Annotated in this window: 16 protein-coding genes and 1 other RNA gene; 4 read left to right on the top strand and 13 right to left on the bottom strand. The window is 62.2% G+C overall.

Annotated elements, in window-relative coordinates:
* Nucleotides 1-90: 90 nt before the first annotated feature.
* Nucleotides 91-600 (bottom strand): dihydrofolate reductase, encoded by a 510-nt coding sequence (locus ACO07C_RS01175; protein ID WP_421912406.1) that lies wholly within the window; start codon nt 598-600, stop codon nt 91-93.
* Nucleotides 600-1,610 carry a DUF4424 domain-containing protein gene (locus ACO07C_RS01170; RefSeq protein WP_421912405.1) on the bottom strand — a complete coding sequence of 337 codons (1,011 nt, stop codon included), beginning with the start codon at nt 1,608-1,610 and terminating at the stop codon, nt 600-602. The genes ACO07C_RS01175 and ACO07C_RS01170 overlap by 1 nt, the downstream gene beginning before the upstream one ends.
* A gap of 221 nt (nt 1,611-1,831) precedes the next feature.
* Between ACO07C_RS01170 and cobF the strand changes: the two genes are divergently transcribed.
* Complete coding sequence (gene cobF / locus ACO07C_RS01165; RefSeq protein ID WP_421912404.1) at nt 1,832-2,596, top strand: precorrin-6A synthase (deacetylating); 765 nt, start codon at nt 1,832-1,834, stop codon at nt 2,594-2,596.
* Nucleotides 2,597-2,749: 153 nt separating this feature from the next.
* On the opposite strand, the gene ACO07C_RS01160 is transcribed toward cobF, so the two are convergent.
* The 4 genes from ACO07C_RS01160 to modA all read right to left on the bottom strand — a co-directional run bounded on the left by ACO07C_RS01160 (nt 2,750) and on the right by modA (nt 5,803).
* Nucleotides 2,750-3,091 carry a winged helix-turn-helix domain-containing protein gene (locus ACO07C_RS01160; RefSeq protein WP_421912403.1) on the bottom strand — a complete coding sequence of 114 codons (342 nt, stop codon included), beginning with the start codon at nt 3,089-3,091 and terminating at the stop codon, nt 2,750-2,752.
* Nucleotides 3,092-3,181: 90 nt separating this feature from the next.
* A complete protein-coding gene (gene modC, locus ACO07C_RS01155) occupies nt 3,182-4,294 on the bottom strand; it encodes a molybdenum ABC transporter ATP-binding protein (RefSeq protein ID WP_421912402.1) in 1,113 nt (370 codons plus the stop codon).
* Complete coding sequence (modB, locus tag ACO07C_RS01150; RefSeq protein ID WP_421912401.1) at nt 4,291-4,995, bottom strand: molybdate ABC transporter permease subunit; 705 nt, start codon at nt 4,993-4,995, stop codon at nt 4,291-4,293. Before modB ends, modC begins: the two co-directional genes overlap by 4 nt.
* 16 nt (nt 4,996-5,011) lie before the next feature.
* A complete protein-coding gene (gene modA / locus ACO07C_RS01145; RefSeq protein ID WP_421912400.1) occupies nt 5,012-5,803 on the bottom strand; it encodes a molybdate ABC transporter substrate-binding protein in 792 nt (263 codons plus the stop codon).
* Nucleotides 5,804-5,981: 178 nt separating this feature from the next.
* On the opposite strand from modA, the gene ACO07C_RS01140 reads away from it, so the two are divergent.
* Together ACO07C_RS01140 and tsaA are read left to right on the top strand one after the other, a co-directional pair.
* A complete protein-coding gene (locus ACO07C_RS01140; RefSeq protein ID WP_421912399.1) occupies nt 5,982-6,191 on the top strand; it encodes a TOBE domain-containing protein in 210 nt (69 codons plus the stop codon).
* A gap of 16 nt (nt 6,192-6,207) precedes the next feature.
* A complete protein-coding gene (tsaA, locus tag ACO07C_RS01135) occupies nt 6,208-6,699 on the top strand; it encodes a tRNA (N6-threonylcarbamoyladenosine(37)-N6)-methyltransferase TrmO (RefSeq protein ID WP_421912398.1) in 492 nt (163 codons plus the stop codon).
* An 18-nt stretch (nt 6,700-6,717) separates the two neighbouring features.
* Here tsaA and ACO07C_RS01130 read toward each other — a convergent pair whose 3' ends face one another.
* Complete coding sequence (locus tag ACO07C_RS01130) at nt 6,718-7,512, bottom strand: thymidylate synthase (RefSeq protein ID WP_421912397.1); 795 nt, start codon at nt 7,510-7,512, stop codon at nt 6,718-6,720.
* A 265-nt stretch (nt 7,513-7,777) separates the two neighbouring features.
* A complete protein-coding gene (locus tag ACO07C_RS01125) occupies nt 7,778-8,089 on the bottom strand; it encodes a DUF2853 family protein (protein WP_421912396.1) in 312 nt (103 codons plus the stop codon).
* 167 nt (nt 8,090-8,256) lie between these two features.
* Here ACO07C_RS01125 and ssrA point away from each other — a divergent pair.
* Nucleotides 8,257-8,616, top strand: a transfer-messenger RNA (tmRNA) gene (ssrA, locus tag ACO07C_RS01120).
* A 97-nt stretch (nt 8,617-8,713) separates the two neighbouring features.
* On the opposite strand, the gene ACO07C_RS01115 is transcribed toward ssrA, so the two are convergent.
* From ACO07C_RS01115 to ACO07C_RS01095, 5 genes are all read right to left on the bottom strand, one after another.
* Nucleotides 8,714-9,745, bottom strand: a complete 1,032-nt coding sequence (locus ACO07C_RS01115) for an alpha/beta hydrolase family protein (protein WP_421912395.1) — start codon at nt 9,743-9,745, stop codon at nt 8,714-8,716.
* Between the two features lie 123 nt (nt 9,746-9,868).
* Nucleotides 9,869-10,576 (bottom strand): GIN domain-containing protein, encoded by a 708-nt coding sequence (locus ACO07C_RS01110; protein WP_421912394.1) that lies wholly within the window; start codon nt 10,574-10,576, stop codon nt 9,869-9,871.
* Nucleotides 10,577-10,620: 44 nt separating this feature from the next.
* Nucleotides 10,621-11,187 carry a DUF1700 domain-containing protein gene (locus ACO07C_RS01105; protein WP_421912393.1) on the bottom strand — a complete coding sequence of 189 codons (567 nt, stop codon included), beginning with the start codon at nt 11,185-11,187 and terminating at the stop codon, nt 10,621-10,623.
* Nucleotides 11,184-11,510 (bottom strand): PadR family transcriptional regulator, encoded by a 327-nt coding sequence (locus ACO07C_RS01100; RefSeq protein WP_115144377.1) that lies wholly within the window; start codon nt 11,508-11,510, stop codon nt 11,184-11,186. The genes ACO07C_RS01105 and ACO07C_RS01100 overlap by 4 nt, the downstream gene beginning before the upstream one ends.
* Before the next feature lie 165 nt (nt 11,511-11,675).
* Nucleotides 11,676-12,881: a multidrug effflux MFS transporter gene (locus ACO07C_RS01095; RefSeq protein WP_421912392.1), complete on the bottom strand. Its 1,206-nt coding sequence runs from the start codon at nt 12,879-12,881 to the stop codon at nt 11,676-11,678.
* Nucleotides 12,882-12,965 lie beyond the last annotated feature (84 nt).

The following is a 12,965-nucleotide window of genomic DNA, read 5'->3' as shown; positions in this document are numbered from 1 at the left end:
ACGACGTGCTTTCAACGCGATCCGCCGTCGGCGGCATCTGTTTTGGACGGTAGCGACCCTTTGTCGTCCCTCCACGCCCTCGTTGATCTTTCAAAGTATCTCATGGCGGCGCTCGTAAACCGTATAGCGCGTCGCGTGGCTGTCTTTTTCGCCGGCCGGCACGTCCTGCGCCAGGACAACACGCCAGAGCTTTGGATCTATCGGCGGAAAATGCGCGTCGCCTTCGACATTGGCGAGAACGTGGGTGACATGCAGCCGGTCCGCCAGTGGCAGCGCCTGCGCATAGATTTCACCGCCGCCAATGATGCAGACCTCGTTGACGCCAGCCGCGCGCGCCTTCGCCAGGCGGATGGCTTCATCCAGCGAATGCACGACTTCGATGCCTTCGGCGCGCCAGGCTTTGTCGCGGGTGACCACGATGTTCAGCCTGCCCGGCAGCGGCCGTCCGATCCCCTCATAGGTCTTGCGGCCCATGACGATGGGCTTGCCCATCGTATCGGCCTTGAAGCGCTTCAGGTCGGTGGAGAGCCGCCATGGCAAGCCGCCGTCACGCCCGATCACGCCGTTTTCGGCGATGGCGACATAGATAGCGACATCCATCAGTTGGCGCTCCCGCCATTGCTGTCCGTCGGGTTCAGGATGAGGATGTTGATGTCGTGTTCGGGATAGAAATCATTCGCCGTCATCTCGAAGGTCGTCGGCCCGACCTTCCTGACATTGTCGCCGCAGAACGAGACAAGGTTTTTCGCATTGCCCTTGTCGACGGTCAGCTTGAACTTGCCGATGGTGCCCGTCGCCCAGTTGCCGCCCGTGGTCAGGATATAGGCGATGCGGCTTTCGTAATACGGATAGCCGTTGGGATCATCCTTGGCCGCCTTGCGGATCGCGTTCTCGAACGTGCTGTCCATGCAGTAACGAACCTTGTAGGCGGCATACGGGTCCTGGAACTTGCCATCGGAAAAAAAGCTGACCGTCGAAGAGCTGCCGACGCTGGGCTTGTAGCGATGCGAGACACGGACGTCCGCATTGGCGGGAAAGTTCGAGCGCCACCAATAGGTCGAGCGCAATTGCCACCATGGCGCATAGGACGGTGTGGCGCTTTGGTCGCCTTCCGGATCCTCGATGATGATGCCGCGGTTGACCCAGTCGTCGGCCACCGCCTTTGGTAGCTTCGCCAGTGCCGCCTTGGCGGTATCGCCGAACGGGTAGAACGGCACGTTCCGCGCCTTCAGCTCCGCGCTGATGTCGATGCCCAGCGCGAACGCCTTCTGCTCAAGCTGCGGCTTCACCGCCGCGCCGTCGATCGTCACCTCGAAGCCGAGGAAATTGTCACTCGGGTCGTTGGGGATGGCCGGCATCTCCTCGGGATTGCCCTCGATGTCCGGCATCGGAAAGGCAACGATCGCATCGACATCCTTGTCGGTGTTGTTGTGGAAGACATAGTCGACCGTCACCTTGTCGGGCGAGATGTAAAGGTCCTCGCTTTGCATCGCCACCGCGTCGCTACGCGACAGGATGAGGCCACCGGTGCCGAGCTCGGCGGTCGAATCATTGGCCAAGGCGGGCGCGACGGACAGCACCAACCCCGCGGCCAGAACAGTTCGAAACATCGCGCCTCCCCTCCGACAACCATGGCATGCCCGCAGCGCATGCCCCGAGCCTGACCCGAGAGTGCGCGGCAGGTTTTGGGGAACGACGTGCATGAACCAATACTGGCGCGACCCTACTTGTTTCAGCCCCGCGTTCAAAGCCCCCGCATACCAACGGAGCCGCATCTAGCCACACAATCGTGGTCTGGACAGGCAAGCCTCGATCAGGCAGGAGTTCGCCCATGCGCAAGGTTCTCGTCATCGGCATCGGCGCCGGCAATCCGGAGCACATGACGGTCCAGGCCATATCGGGCCTGAACCGGGCCGACGTGCTGTTCATTCCCGACAAGGGCGCAACGAAGAACGACCTGGCCGAATTGCGCCGGCATATTTGCGACCGCTTCGTCACCAACCCCAGATCGCGCAGGGTGGAATTCGACGTGCCGGTGCGCGCCGAGCCGACATCCTCATATCGCTCGACCGTCGATGACTGGCACGAGGCGATCGCCGCCATCTACGAGGGTCTGATCCTTGACGAACTCGCCGAGGATGGCTGCTGCGCTTTCCTGATCTGGGGTGACCCTTCGCTTTATGACAGCGCGCTGCGCATCCTGGAACGTGTGCGCCTGAGGGCCAATGTCGAGTTTGAATTGGACGTGATCCCCGGCATCACCGCAGTCCAGGCGCTCGCCGCCAGCCACCAGATGGCCTTGAACCGCATCGGCGATTCCTTCCTTGTCACCACCGGCCGCCGGCTCACTCAGGAAGGCATGCCTGACAATGCCGGCAGCACCGTCGTCATGCTGGACGGCAAATGCGCGTTCAACACTCTGGACGACAAGGATCTCATCATCCACTGGGGCGCCTATCTCGGCACGCCCGACGAAATCATCATCTCCGGCCGCCTCGGCGACGTCGGCGCCGAGATCGAGAAAGTCCGGGAAGAGGCGCGTCTCGAAAAGGGCTGGATCATGGACACCTACCTGCTGCGTAAGCCCGGAGACTAGGCATTAGGAATTAGGCAGTAGCTGACTGAAATTTCGCGACGGAAGATAGCTTGAGAGTGCCCACCCCTTCCTAAGCCTACTGCCTACTGCCTACTGCCTACTGCCTACTGCCTACTGCCTACTGCCTACTGCCTACTGCCTACTGCCTACGCCCTATCCGGCATCAATCTCGGCCTGCAGCGCTTCCATATGCGTCGAGGCAGCGGCAGCGGCGGCGCGCTCGATGGCTCGGAAGCGGCTGACCACGGCCAGGCCCACCGATGTCAGTTGCGCTCCGCCGCCCTTGCGGCCACCGGTCTGAGCCGCCACCAACGGCTTGCCGAACACACGGTTCATGTCCTCAACCAGGTCCCAGGCGTGCTTGTAGGACATTTCCATGCCGCGCGCGGCGGCGGAGATCGAGCCGAAGGCCGCGATCTGCTCCAGGAGTTCGATCTTGCCCGGGCCGATCCGTCCGTCGGGATCGAGATTTATCCGCAAGCTCAGCGATGGCATGTCTTGTCCTCCGCGGTCATGCTCGCATCCATCCTAGAAGCTCTCCAATCAAACCGCTATTCCAAACTGACATAGCGATGACCATTCGCGTCATAGATGCGCCTCGACCGGCAGGCCGGCGCCGGTGTTCGCCCTGTCGAAGCTAACTGTCTTGATCACCGCGAAGACCTGTCGTCCGAGCCGAAGCCCCAGCGCGTGCCGCGACTGCTCGGTGATCCGGGCAATCACCATGGCGCCGTAGCAGTCGATGCCCACTTCCACGGCGGGCCCCTCGCCCGGCTTTATCGCCGAGATCGTGCCCCGCAGGATATTGAGCGCGCTGAGACCCGACGGCCGCTCGGTGGCGATCATCACGTCGCGGGCGCGAATGCGGATGCGCACCGGCGCGCCCACCGCGATCGCCAGCCCAGGCACGCGGATCTCGCCCGCCGGAGAACCGAGCACGGTCATGCCGAACGCCTCGTCATGGCTGATCACCTCGGTATCCAGCACGGCGCCGCCCTCGGCGCGTTCTTCAGCCGGCAAAAGGTCGAGCCGCTCCATGATCGTCCCGGTCGGGCCGAACGCGGCGACCTTGCCCTGTGCCAGCACCACCACATCGCTTGCCAATCGGGCGACCTCGGCGACCGAATGGCTGACATAGACGATCGGGATCTTCATCTCGTCACGCAGCCGCTCGATATAGGGCAGGATCTCGGTCTTGCGGGCCTCGTCGAGCGACGCCAGCGGCTCGTCCATGAGCAGGAGTTTTGGGCTGGCCAGCAGCGCCCGGCCGATCGCCACGCGCTGTTTTTCGCCGCCGGAAAGCTTTGCCGGCCGCCGGTCCAGCAGTGAGCCGATGCCAAGCAGGTCAACCACCGCGCTGATATCGGCATAGCGTTGCGACGCCGGCGTGAACCAGCGGCCATAGCGCAGATTTCCGGCAACGCTCATATGCGGAAACAGCCGCGCATCCTGGAACACCATGCCGATGCGCCGCTTGTGCTTCGGCACGAATACGCCGGCTTCCGTGTCGACCAGCACGCGGCCGTCGACCTCGATGCGACCCTTGTCTGGCCGGATCAGCCCGGCGATCGTGTTGATCAGTGTGGTCTTGCCAGAGCCGGAGGGGCCGAACAAGGCGGTCAACCGTCCGGCACTTTCAAAGCGAACATCGAGCGCAAAGCGCTCGAGCTGATGGCGGATGTTGACGAGAACCGTCATTCGATATCCATCCGCCTCCCGACACGCCGCGCCAGCACTTCCGAGGCGACGAGCGCCGCCATCGAGATGACGATGGAAATCAGGGTCAGCCTGAGCGCGCCCTCGTCGCCGCCTGGAACCTGCGTGAACGTATAGATCGCCGAGGGCAGCGTCTGCGTCTCGTTCGGAATGTTGGAAACGAAGGTGATCGTCGCGCCGAACTCGCCCATCGCCTTGGCGAAGGACAGGATGGCGCCGGCGATCAGGCCGGGCAGGATCAGCGGCAGCGTGATCGTGCCGAACACCCAGAGCGGGTTGGCGCCCAGCGTTCCCGCCGCAGCTTCCATCTTGCGGTCGACCGCCTCGATCGACAGCCGGATCGCCCGCACCATCAGGGGAAAACCCATGACGCCACAGGCGAGTGCCGCACCCGTCCAACGGAAAGAGAAGACGATGCCGAAATGCTCGGCCAGGAAGGCGCCGGCCGGACCGCGCTTGCCGAAGGTGAGCAGCAGCAGATAGCCGGTTACCACGGGCGGCAGGATCAGCGGCAGGTGCACCACCCCGTTCAGCAGCGTTTTGCCCCAGAACTGGCCGCGCGCCAGCAGCAGCGCGATCAGTATGCCCGGCGGCAGGCTGGAGACCATCGCGACAGTCGCCACCTTGATCGATAGCCGGACCGCATTCCATTCATCGGGAGTGAGGTCCAGCAGCCAGTTCATGCGTCAGAGTGCTGCCTTAGTTCGTGGGTGCGAGGACAGTGAAGCCCTGTTCCTTGAAGAGCTCGCCGGCCTTTGCGGACTGCAGGCACTTGAGGAATGCCAGCGTATCCTTGTCCTTCGAATCCGCGGTCTGGGCAACCGGGTAGATAATCGGCGGATGCGAATCTTCCGGGAAGGTACCCACCACCTTGACGCCCTTTTCCGCATGCGCGTCGGTGGCATAGACGATACCGAGTGCGGCTTCCCCGGTCGAAACCAGTTTCAGCGCGGCGCGCACGTTCTCGGCCTGCGCCACCTTGCCTTCGACGGAGGACCAGACGCCAAGAGATTCCAGCGCTGCCTTGCCATACTTGCCGGCCGGAACAGCCTTGAAGTCGCCCATGGCGAGCTTGCCGTCGCCCACCAGCTTGGCCAGATCGAATCCTTTCTCGATCTTGGCTTCAACCTTCGAGTCCTTCGGCGCCACGAGGACGATCTCATTGCCCAGCAGCTTTACCTCGGTGTCAGGCTTGGTCAGCTTCTTGTCGGAAAGATACTTCATCCAGTCGAGGTCGGCGGAGATGAACACATCGGCCGGCGCGCCGCCCTCGATCTGCTTGGCCAGCGCCGAGCTTGCCGCGTAGGAAATGGTCGCGGTCTCGCCGACATCGGCCTTGCATGCCGTGTTCACGGCGTCGAGCGCGTCCTTGAGGCTCGCCGCCGCGAACACCACGACCTTGTCTTGCGCGTGGGCGGGCATTGCGACCATCAACATTGCCGCCAAGCCACCAATGGCAATCGCCTTCATGTCAAACCCCCTGCGCGTCATGAAACTCTCCCTGAGTTGAAATACGTTCGGCCATAAGCCTGCCGATCGATATATCCGCACGAACATAACAAGGGAAGGGTTTTCGCCCGATCCAGGCCGCTTCGGTATTGTGCCCGGATACATTCACGACCTACGATGGGTTGGGTTGGCTATAAGGACGGATTGAAGGAGACAGACCATGAAAATCAGCGCCCGCAACATCCTGAACGGAAAAGTCGTCGAGATCGTCAAGGGAGCCACGACCTCGCATGTCCGCATCGACATTGGCGGCGGCGCGGTCGTCACTGCCTCGATCACCAACGAAGCCGTGGCCGATCTCAAGCTCGAAAAAGGCAAGCAGGCCTATGCCGTCATCAAGGCCTCGGATGTCATGGTGGGCATCGACTGAAGCCGCTTTCCCCGAGATGGTCCGCGAAAACGAAATCAGGCCAGGCGAGGTGGCGGTCGATCTTCCACCGCCGACCGATGCCGGCCTGATATTCATCGGCGTGATTCGCACGCCCTGGACGTCGCGGCTGATCACGCCGCGCCAGGGCCGTGCGGACGGCCCTCTCTGCCGGATCGATATCTTCAATCCGTGGCGTGAGGCGCTGCAGGGCGTCGAGGCGTTCGAGCGGCTTGAAGTTCTCTACTGGCTGCATCTGTCGCGGCGCGACCTCGTCAAGCAGAGCCCGGCCAGCGACGGCACCTCGCGCGGCACCTTTGCTCTGCGCTCCCCTGTGCGGCCCAATCCGATCGGCACGTCGATCGTGACACTGGCCGGGGTAGAAGGCTCGACATTGATGGTGCGCGGCATGGACTGCGTCGATGGAACGCCGCTCCTCGACATCAAGCCGGACCGGACGCTTTTCAAGCCGATCGCACCGCCGCAGGCGGGTGACTTCGAAATCGGTTGAGAATGCCGTGCCTCGGGCTCAGACCGCGATCGGCGCCTTGATGCTGGCGTCGGCGACATAGTTTTCCAGCCGGAAGTCCTCGAAGCGGAAGGCAAAGAGGTCTTTCACCTCCGGATTGATCCACATCGTCGGCAGCGCCCTCGGCGTGCGCCGCAATTGTTCGCGCGCCTGCTCGAAATGGTTCGAGTAGAGATGCGCGTCGCCTAGCGTATGGACGAAATCGCCGGGCTTCAGCCCGGTGACCTGAGCCACCATCAGGGTCAGCAGCGCATAGGAGGCGATGTTGAAGGGCACGCCGAGAAAAATATCGGCGGAGCGCTGGTAGAGCTGGCAGGAAAGCCGGCCTTCGGAGACATAGAACTGGAACAGGCAATGGCAGGGCGGCAGCGCCATGGCCTCCACCTCGGCCGGGTTCCATGCCGACACGATCAGCCGCCGCGATTGAGGATTGCGACGTATCTCCTTCAGGAGATTCTGGATCTGGTCGATCGAGCCGCCATGGCCATCCGGCCAGGAGCGCCATTGCTTGCCATAGACCGGCCCGAGATCGCCATTCTCATCGGCCCATTCATCCCAGATGGAGACGCCGTGGTCGTTGAGATATTTGATGTTGGTGTCGCCGGCCAGGAACCACAGGAGTTCATGGATGATCGACTTCAGATGAAGCTTCTTGGTGGTGGTGACGGGGAAACCGTCGGCAAGGTCGAACCGCATCTGGTAGCCGAACACCGAACGCGTTCCGGTGCCGGTGCGATCGCCGCGATCGGCACCGTTTTCCAGCACATGTTTCAAAAGGTCGAGATACTGGCGCATCGGTTCCGGCTCGATTCGAGATGTTACCAATCATAGCGCAAGTGAGCGCGGGCGCCACGCTTGTCTCGGATCTTCCCCATCCATTGACCGCGAGAACAGGTCGATGTTAGTCCGGCGCCGACGCAGAGACCTTTTCAGAATTCGCTCTGGCGAGTCGAATGGTGCGGCTTTCGAGAACCGGAGCGGAGCGTACTTAAAGTACGTGAGCACCGGAAGCGCAGAAAACCGCGCTAGTCGGCCGCCAGAGTAGAATTATCAAAAAGTCTCAGAGGGAGCCGAGCTTGCCCAGATCCTTGGCAACCAGATAGTAGAACGTCACCCGGTGCTTGCTGTGATCCGCGTGCATCGTCTGGCAGACCTTCTGGATCGCGGCGTCGGCCTTCTTGTCATCGGTGATGCCCAGCTTCTTCGAAACCCAACCCGCCTTTACGCGCTCGAGTTCCTTCGGGTCCGTGCAGGAAACCAGCGAGGAATCACGGTTGCGCAGCGCAATGCCCAGGTGCTTTACGATCTTCTCGACCACATCGGCGTTCGCCGCGGCGTCGTATTTCTTCACGTCTGCGAGATAATCGGACATCAAACTTCCCCTCGTCGGCGCCACGGATCCGGTCGATGAGGGTTGTGGCGCGCTGCCGCAACTTGTGCGCTGGGTGGTAACCTCTCACCGTCGCAAAGCTTGAGTTGAGAGCGCTTTCAAGTCAACCCTTTGCGTTGCAATTTGAAACGGGGACAAAGCGCGATTGCGGCCTTTCATTTTCGACGACCGCCCCCTATATTCGATTTGTCGGCTTGACCGACTATGGCGATAAATGGGCGATGAAATAAGCCGTTCGGACCCGGGGGCGGTACCCGGCGCCTCCACCAAAAACCGCTCTTGTGAAAGAGCGGCTTTTGCTGGGGGCGAAATAGGATCGACGAAGGTGTAAAGATCGTACTTTTGCCCGGCATGGTACCACCGTCATCGGGCTAAACTTGTAGTTGCAAACGACAACTATGCGGAAGCACGTCTCGCTGCTTAATGCAGTGCGATAGCTTCAAATCAAGCCCTAGGGGTTCGCACTTCTAGGCGGGGTTCGGAGGTACCTGGCAACAGAAACCTCCACTTCTTCCTTCCTTCGATATGTGCAGACCCACCACAACGGGATTTTCACGGGCGTGGAAAAGGCCGAACAATCCGGCCTTTCCTTAGGCGAGCAATTGCCTATTGCACCGACGTTTCAGCGGCTCCAGCTCCGGACGCCTTTGCGCCTTGCGTCTGTATGCGATCGTCGACCAGATGCTGGCGGAAGAAAGCGAGTACGTCCGCATCGAACGTCTTGTGGAAGGCGACCCGATCGAAACCGGGTCTATCGATACAAAGGTCCGAGGGCTTGCCAGCGCCCTTGTGACATGACGCCAAGAACGAGAAATGCACCGCGTTCGGCACGACGTGAAAGTCCGGCGTCTGCGGCAGCAGTCCAGCCAGCAGCTTGACATCATCCGGCGATACGCCGTCGCCGCCGAACTGCGAACTCCAAAGCTGGAGCGGCACCTTTATGTTCTTGGCACTGTCGGCGGTCTGGAAAACAACGCTCACGGGATCCGCAACCACGATTGCGCGGACGCGGGGATCATGGGTCAGCGATTCCGGCGGCAATTGCTTGCGCGCGGGCTGGTTAGCCGGCAGGCAACCGGTGGGGTCCGGACAGCGCGGTGGCAGCTTGTTGAAATCCGGATCGGCGCCGCCGATGACAAGGCCGGTATAGCCGCCTTGCGAAAATCCGTAGAAGCCGACGCGCTGAGGATCGATCCTGGCCGAATCCACCGAAGCGCCGAGCATGAAATCGATGGTGCGTTTGATATCGAGCGGCCGCTGCCTCAGCGCGCCCAGACCATTGGCCTGGCTCATATCGGCGTGGTTCGCGTGCGGATGGTTGATGGCAACGACGACAAACCCGGCATCCGCGAGCGTCTCGGCCATATCGTGGAGATCAAGGTACCAGCCGCCATAGCCATGTGAAATGACGACGAGCGGCAATCTCTCGCCCACGATGGGGCAGTCGAGCACGGCCGGAACGGTAGATCGCTTGACCTTCACCTCGCCGGGCGGGCTGGCGCAAGGCGACCACATGGCAGCATCAATTGCCGGCCCGGCGGCATCCGCCGGAATCTGGATGAATTTCAAACCAGCGGCATGAGCTGTCGTGACGACCAGACTTGCCAGGGCGGCAAGCATGAGCTTCTTCAAACGCATTTTCCTGTCTCCGATGTTCAAATAGATTCGTGTCCTCGGACTGCGGCTGACCCGCATTCCGGCTGCATAGAGTGTGATGAGAAGTGTGATCGCTGGCGCGGGTGCGCGCAGCCTTATGGCCGCTCAGGGCACCGTCTCGACCCTGCCGCTGCCGCTGACATGGGAATTGATCTTCGGGTTGCCGTGAACTTGCACGTTGCCGCTGCCGGACACGCGGATGTCGGCCTGGTCCTGCGGTGCGATATCGGCATTGCCGCTGCCGCTGATCTGGACGCTGGCGGTCTTCGCCGTGAGCTTGGCAAAATCGCCGGAACCCGAGCCGGAGATGCGCAAGGAGAGATCCTGCACGCTGCCGCTGGCACGCACATCGCCACTGCCGCTGATGCGCAGATCGAGCGCCTCCTGGGCGAGAGCGGAAAGCTCGAGCTTGCCACTGCCGCTCAACCGCCAGCCGGGGACCGCCGGACCGGTAAGCTGGACGCTGACCGGCAGGCCATCACAATCGAAGTCATCGTCGAAGTCGAGCACATTGCCGGACAGGCGCACATGCGAAACCGCCTCGGGATCGCCGCTGACGACGGCCTGGGACAGGCTGCCGGGCCGATAAGTGACCGTTGCCGGCAGAGCAATCTGGAATTCGCTGCTGACCGGTTCCCAGGCCAGCGTTACCGATCCGGGCTTGGCCTCGTCGCCGGAACTGCGGCAGCTGGAGGCAAAACTCCACCAACGGGCACCTCTCCAGTCGTTGCCGGCGATCGAACTCGCCAGCGACAAACAAATCACGGCCACGGCAAGCGACAGCACGGCGGTCCAGGCAAGCGTCTTGTTCATGTTGCACCTGTTATTTCTGCGTGGCGGCGCGCCACGGGGTTGATTCAGGGCTGGTGTGGTTTGACCAGGCGGTAATGCAGGCGCGCATAGTCCCCCAGCAGCTTGACCCCGATATTGAGGCCAAGCAGCAACAGCGAGCCTAATCCGATGCTGGCGGCGGCAAGGCCGACAGCGGCCAGCAGGCGTGCGAACGCCGTGGCCCACGATGCGAAATGCCAGAACGGCACGACGCTCAACAGCAGCCCAACGCTGGTGACGCCCAGCGCCAGGACCGCAACGCCGAGACCGAGCGCGACGAAGCAGAAGACGATGAGAACCGGCAGCAGCAGGAGAATGTCGAAGGCGGCGAGCCCGGTCAGCGCGAGCAGCGCGGCGGCAACGCCGGCCGGACCGCGGTCATGCTCCCAACGTCGGATACCCGCTTCTGCCCGCAGCTCCCGTCCCAGCCGCGCCGGATCGCCGAGTGCCTTGGCGACATCCCCTTCGCTGCGTCCCGAGGCCCGCGCCTCGTCGAAATGGGCGCCGTAGTCGGCGACAATTTCGTCGATTTCGCCCGCGGGCATTCCGGCCAGGCTGTTGCGCAGGGAAACCAAGAAGGCATCGCGGTTCATTCCATCTCTCCCAGGAAAAGGTCGACGGCATCGACAAAGCTTCGCCACTCTCTGCTACGCGCCTCATAGGCGGTCCGGCCGGCGGCGGTGAGCCGGTAATATTTGCGGGGCGGACCGCTCGTCGATTCGACGAGCCATGTTCCGACAAGCCCGTCGCTCTGCATGCGCCGCATCAGCGGGTAGATCGTTCCTTCCCCCATGCCGACACGCTCGGCGAGCGTGCTGGCGATCTCATAGGCGTAGCTTTCTCGCCGGGCGAGCAAGGCAAGCACACACAGTTCGAGCGCTCCCTTTTTCAGCTGGACGTCATTTGGATCGGTCATGCTCGTTCCCGGTAAGTCCAGTACACTGTATTGGAAGGTACCTATTTATGCAAGATACCAACTTAAACGTGATACCCATGTGATAGGCGAGGTGACGGCCGAAGCATTTCAGGCAATAAAAAAGGCCGGGAAAGCCCGGCCTTTTCATCGGCTTGCAAGCAGTGCCTACTCGGCCGGCGCTTCAACAACTTCTCGCGAACGGCCGAGCGTCACCTTGGCCAGCGTGAAGGAGATCACCGCGCAGAGCGTGATTCCGGCGACCATCGGCAGCGGCGTGCCGTCGAAGAACACTCCGGCAACGCCCATGGCGAGCGCGCCGATGGCGAAATGCAGCGTGCCCATCAGCGCCGAAGCCGTGCCGGCGATCTCGCCATGTTCTTCCATGGCCAGTACAGAGGTCGTCGGAATGACCAGGCCGAGGAAGCCGTAGCCGACGAACAGCAGCGCCGCCATCACGTCGAGCCGATCAATACCGGAGGCCATCACCGCAAACAGCACCACCATCGTCGTCGCATAGCCTGTCACCGCGACGCGCACCACGCGTCTCAGCCCAAAGCGCTCCGCCAGCAATCCCGTCGTCTGCGACATGCCGATGAAGGCCACCGCGTTTATCGAGAAGAACACGCTGTAGACCGAAGGCGACAGCCCGTAATGGTCGATCAGGATGAAGGACGAGCTCGACAGATAGACGAAGAAGCTCGCAATGCCGAAGCCGGCGATCGCGGTCAGGCCGAGGAAGTTGCGGTCGCCCATCAGGAAGCGGTAGGCGGACAGCGCGGTGCCGAAGGAGGAGCCGGCACGGTCTTCCACCGGCCGCGTTTCCTTGAGCGAGGTCGCCAGCAAGACCGTGGCGAGTGCCGCCGCGCCCGTCACCGTCCAGAACACGGCGCGCCAGCCGAAATTCTCGATGATCACGCTGCCGGTCAGCGGCGCCAGGATCGGCGACACCGAAAACACCAGCATCAGCAAGGACATCAGCTTGGCGGCTTCAGTGCCGGTATGCACGTCGCGCACGATGGCACGCGGCACTGCCATGCCGGCGCTGGCGCCAAGGCCTTGCAGGAAACGGAAAGCGATCAGCCATTCGATGGTCGGCGCCATCGCCGAACCGATGCCGCCGATCATGAACAGCACGAGACCGCCATAAAGCGGCAGCTTGCGGCCGACCATGTCGGAGATCGGCCCGACGACGATCTGGCCGAAGCCCATCGACAGGAAGAAGATCAGCAGGCTCATCTGCACGGCGGCGGTCCCGGCGTGAAGATCGGCGCCGATCGAGGGCAGTGCGGGCAGATACATGTCGATGGCGAACGGACCGATGGCGGACAACAGGCCGAGCACGACCGCGATGCGGAGGAATTTGGGACTCATGATAGTGGCTTCTTTCGAATCTGGTTGCCGCCGCCAGGCGACGTCTAACCCTAGGACGTTCCATCCCATGAGGTTCCGACACTT

This window comes from Mesorhizobium sp. (assembly GCF_965229135.1).
Classification (GTDB): Bacteria; Pseudomonadota; Alphaproteobacteria; order Rhizobiales; family Rhizobiaceae; genus Mesorhizobium.
This window is presented reverse-complemented; position numbering and strand designations above follow the sequence as displayed.

Excerpts from the sequence above, each read along its gene's own strand:
- ACO07C_RS01175 (WP_421912406.1), bottom strand. The coding sequence starts at position 600 with ATGGATGTCGCTATCTATGTCGCCATCGCCGAAAACGGCGTGATCGGG.
- ACO07C_RS01170 (WP_421912405.1), bottom strand. The coding sequence starts at position 1,610 with ATGTTTCGAACTGTTCTGGCCGCGGGGTTGGTGCTGTCCGTCGCGCCC.
- cobF (WP_421912404.1), top strand. The coding sequence starts at position 1,832 with ATGCGCAAGGTTCTCGTCATCGGCATCGGCGCCGGCAATCCGGAGCAC.
- ACO07C_RS01160 (WP_421912403.1), bottom strand. The coding sequence starts at position 3,091 with ATGCCATCGCTGAGCTTGCGGATAAATCTCGATCCCGACGGACGGATC.
- modC (WP_421912402.1), bottom strand. The coding sequence starts at position 4,294 with ATGACGGTTCTCGTCAACATCCGCCATCAGCTCGAGCGCTTTGCGCTC.
- modB (WP_421912401.1), bottom strand. The coding sequence starts at position 4,995 with ATGAACTGGCTGCTGGACCTCACTCCCGATGAATGGAATGCGGTCCGG.
- modA (WP_421912400.1), bottom strand. The coding sequence starts at position 5,803 with ATGACGCGCAGGGGGTTTGACATGAAGGCGATTGCCATTGGTGGCTTG.
- ACO07C_RS01140 (WP_421912399.1), top strand. The coding sequence starts at position 5,982 with ATGAAAATCAGCGCCCGCAACATCCTGAACGGAAAAGTCGTCGAGATC.
- tsaA (WP_421912398.1), top strand. The coding sequence starts at position 6,208 with ATGGTCCGCGAAAACGAAATCAGGCCAGGCGAGGTGGCGGTCGATCTT.
- ACO07C_RS01130 (WP_421912397.1), bottom strand. The coding sequence starts at position 7,512 with ATGCGCCAGTATCTCGACCTTTTGAAACATGTGCTGGAAAACGGTGCC.
- ACO07C_RS01125 (WP_421912396.1), bottom strand. The coding sequence starts at position 8,089 with ATGTCCGATTATCTCGCAGACGTGAAGAAATACGACGCCGCGGCGAAC.
- ACO07C_RS01115 (WP_421912395.1), bottom strand. The coding sequence starts at position 9,745 with ATGCGTTTGAAGAAGCTCATGCTTGCCGCCCTGGCAAGTCTGGTCGTC.
- ACO07C_RS01110 (WP_421912394.1), bottom strand. The coding sequence starts at position 10,576 with ATGAACAAGACGCTTGCCTGGACCGCCGTGCTGTCGCTTGCCGTGGCC.
- ACO07C_RS01105 (WP_421912393.1), bottom strand. The coding sequence starts at position 11,187 with ATGAACCGCGATGCCTTCTTGGTTTCCCTGCGCAACAGCCTGGCCGGA.
- ACO07C_RS01100 (WP_115144377.1), bottom strand. The coding sequence starts at position 11,510 with ATGACCGATCCAAATGACGTCCAGCTGAAAAAGGGAGCGCTCGAACTG.
- ACO07C_RS01095 (WP_421912392.1), bottom strand. The coding sequence starts at position 12,881 with ATGAGTCCCAAATTCCTCCGCATCGCGGTCGTGCTCGGCCTGTTGTCC.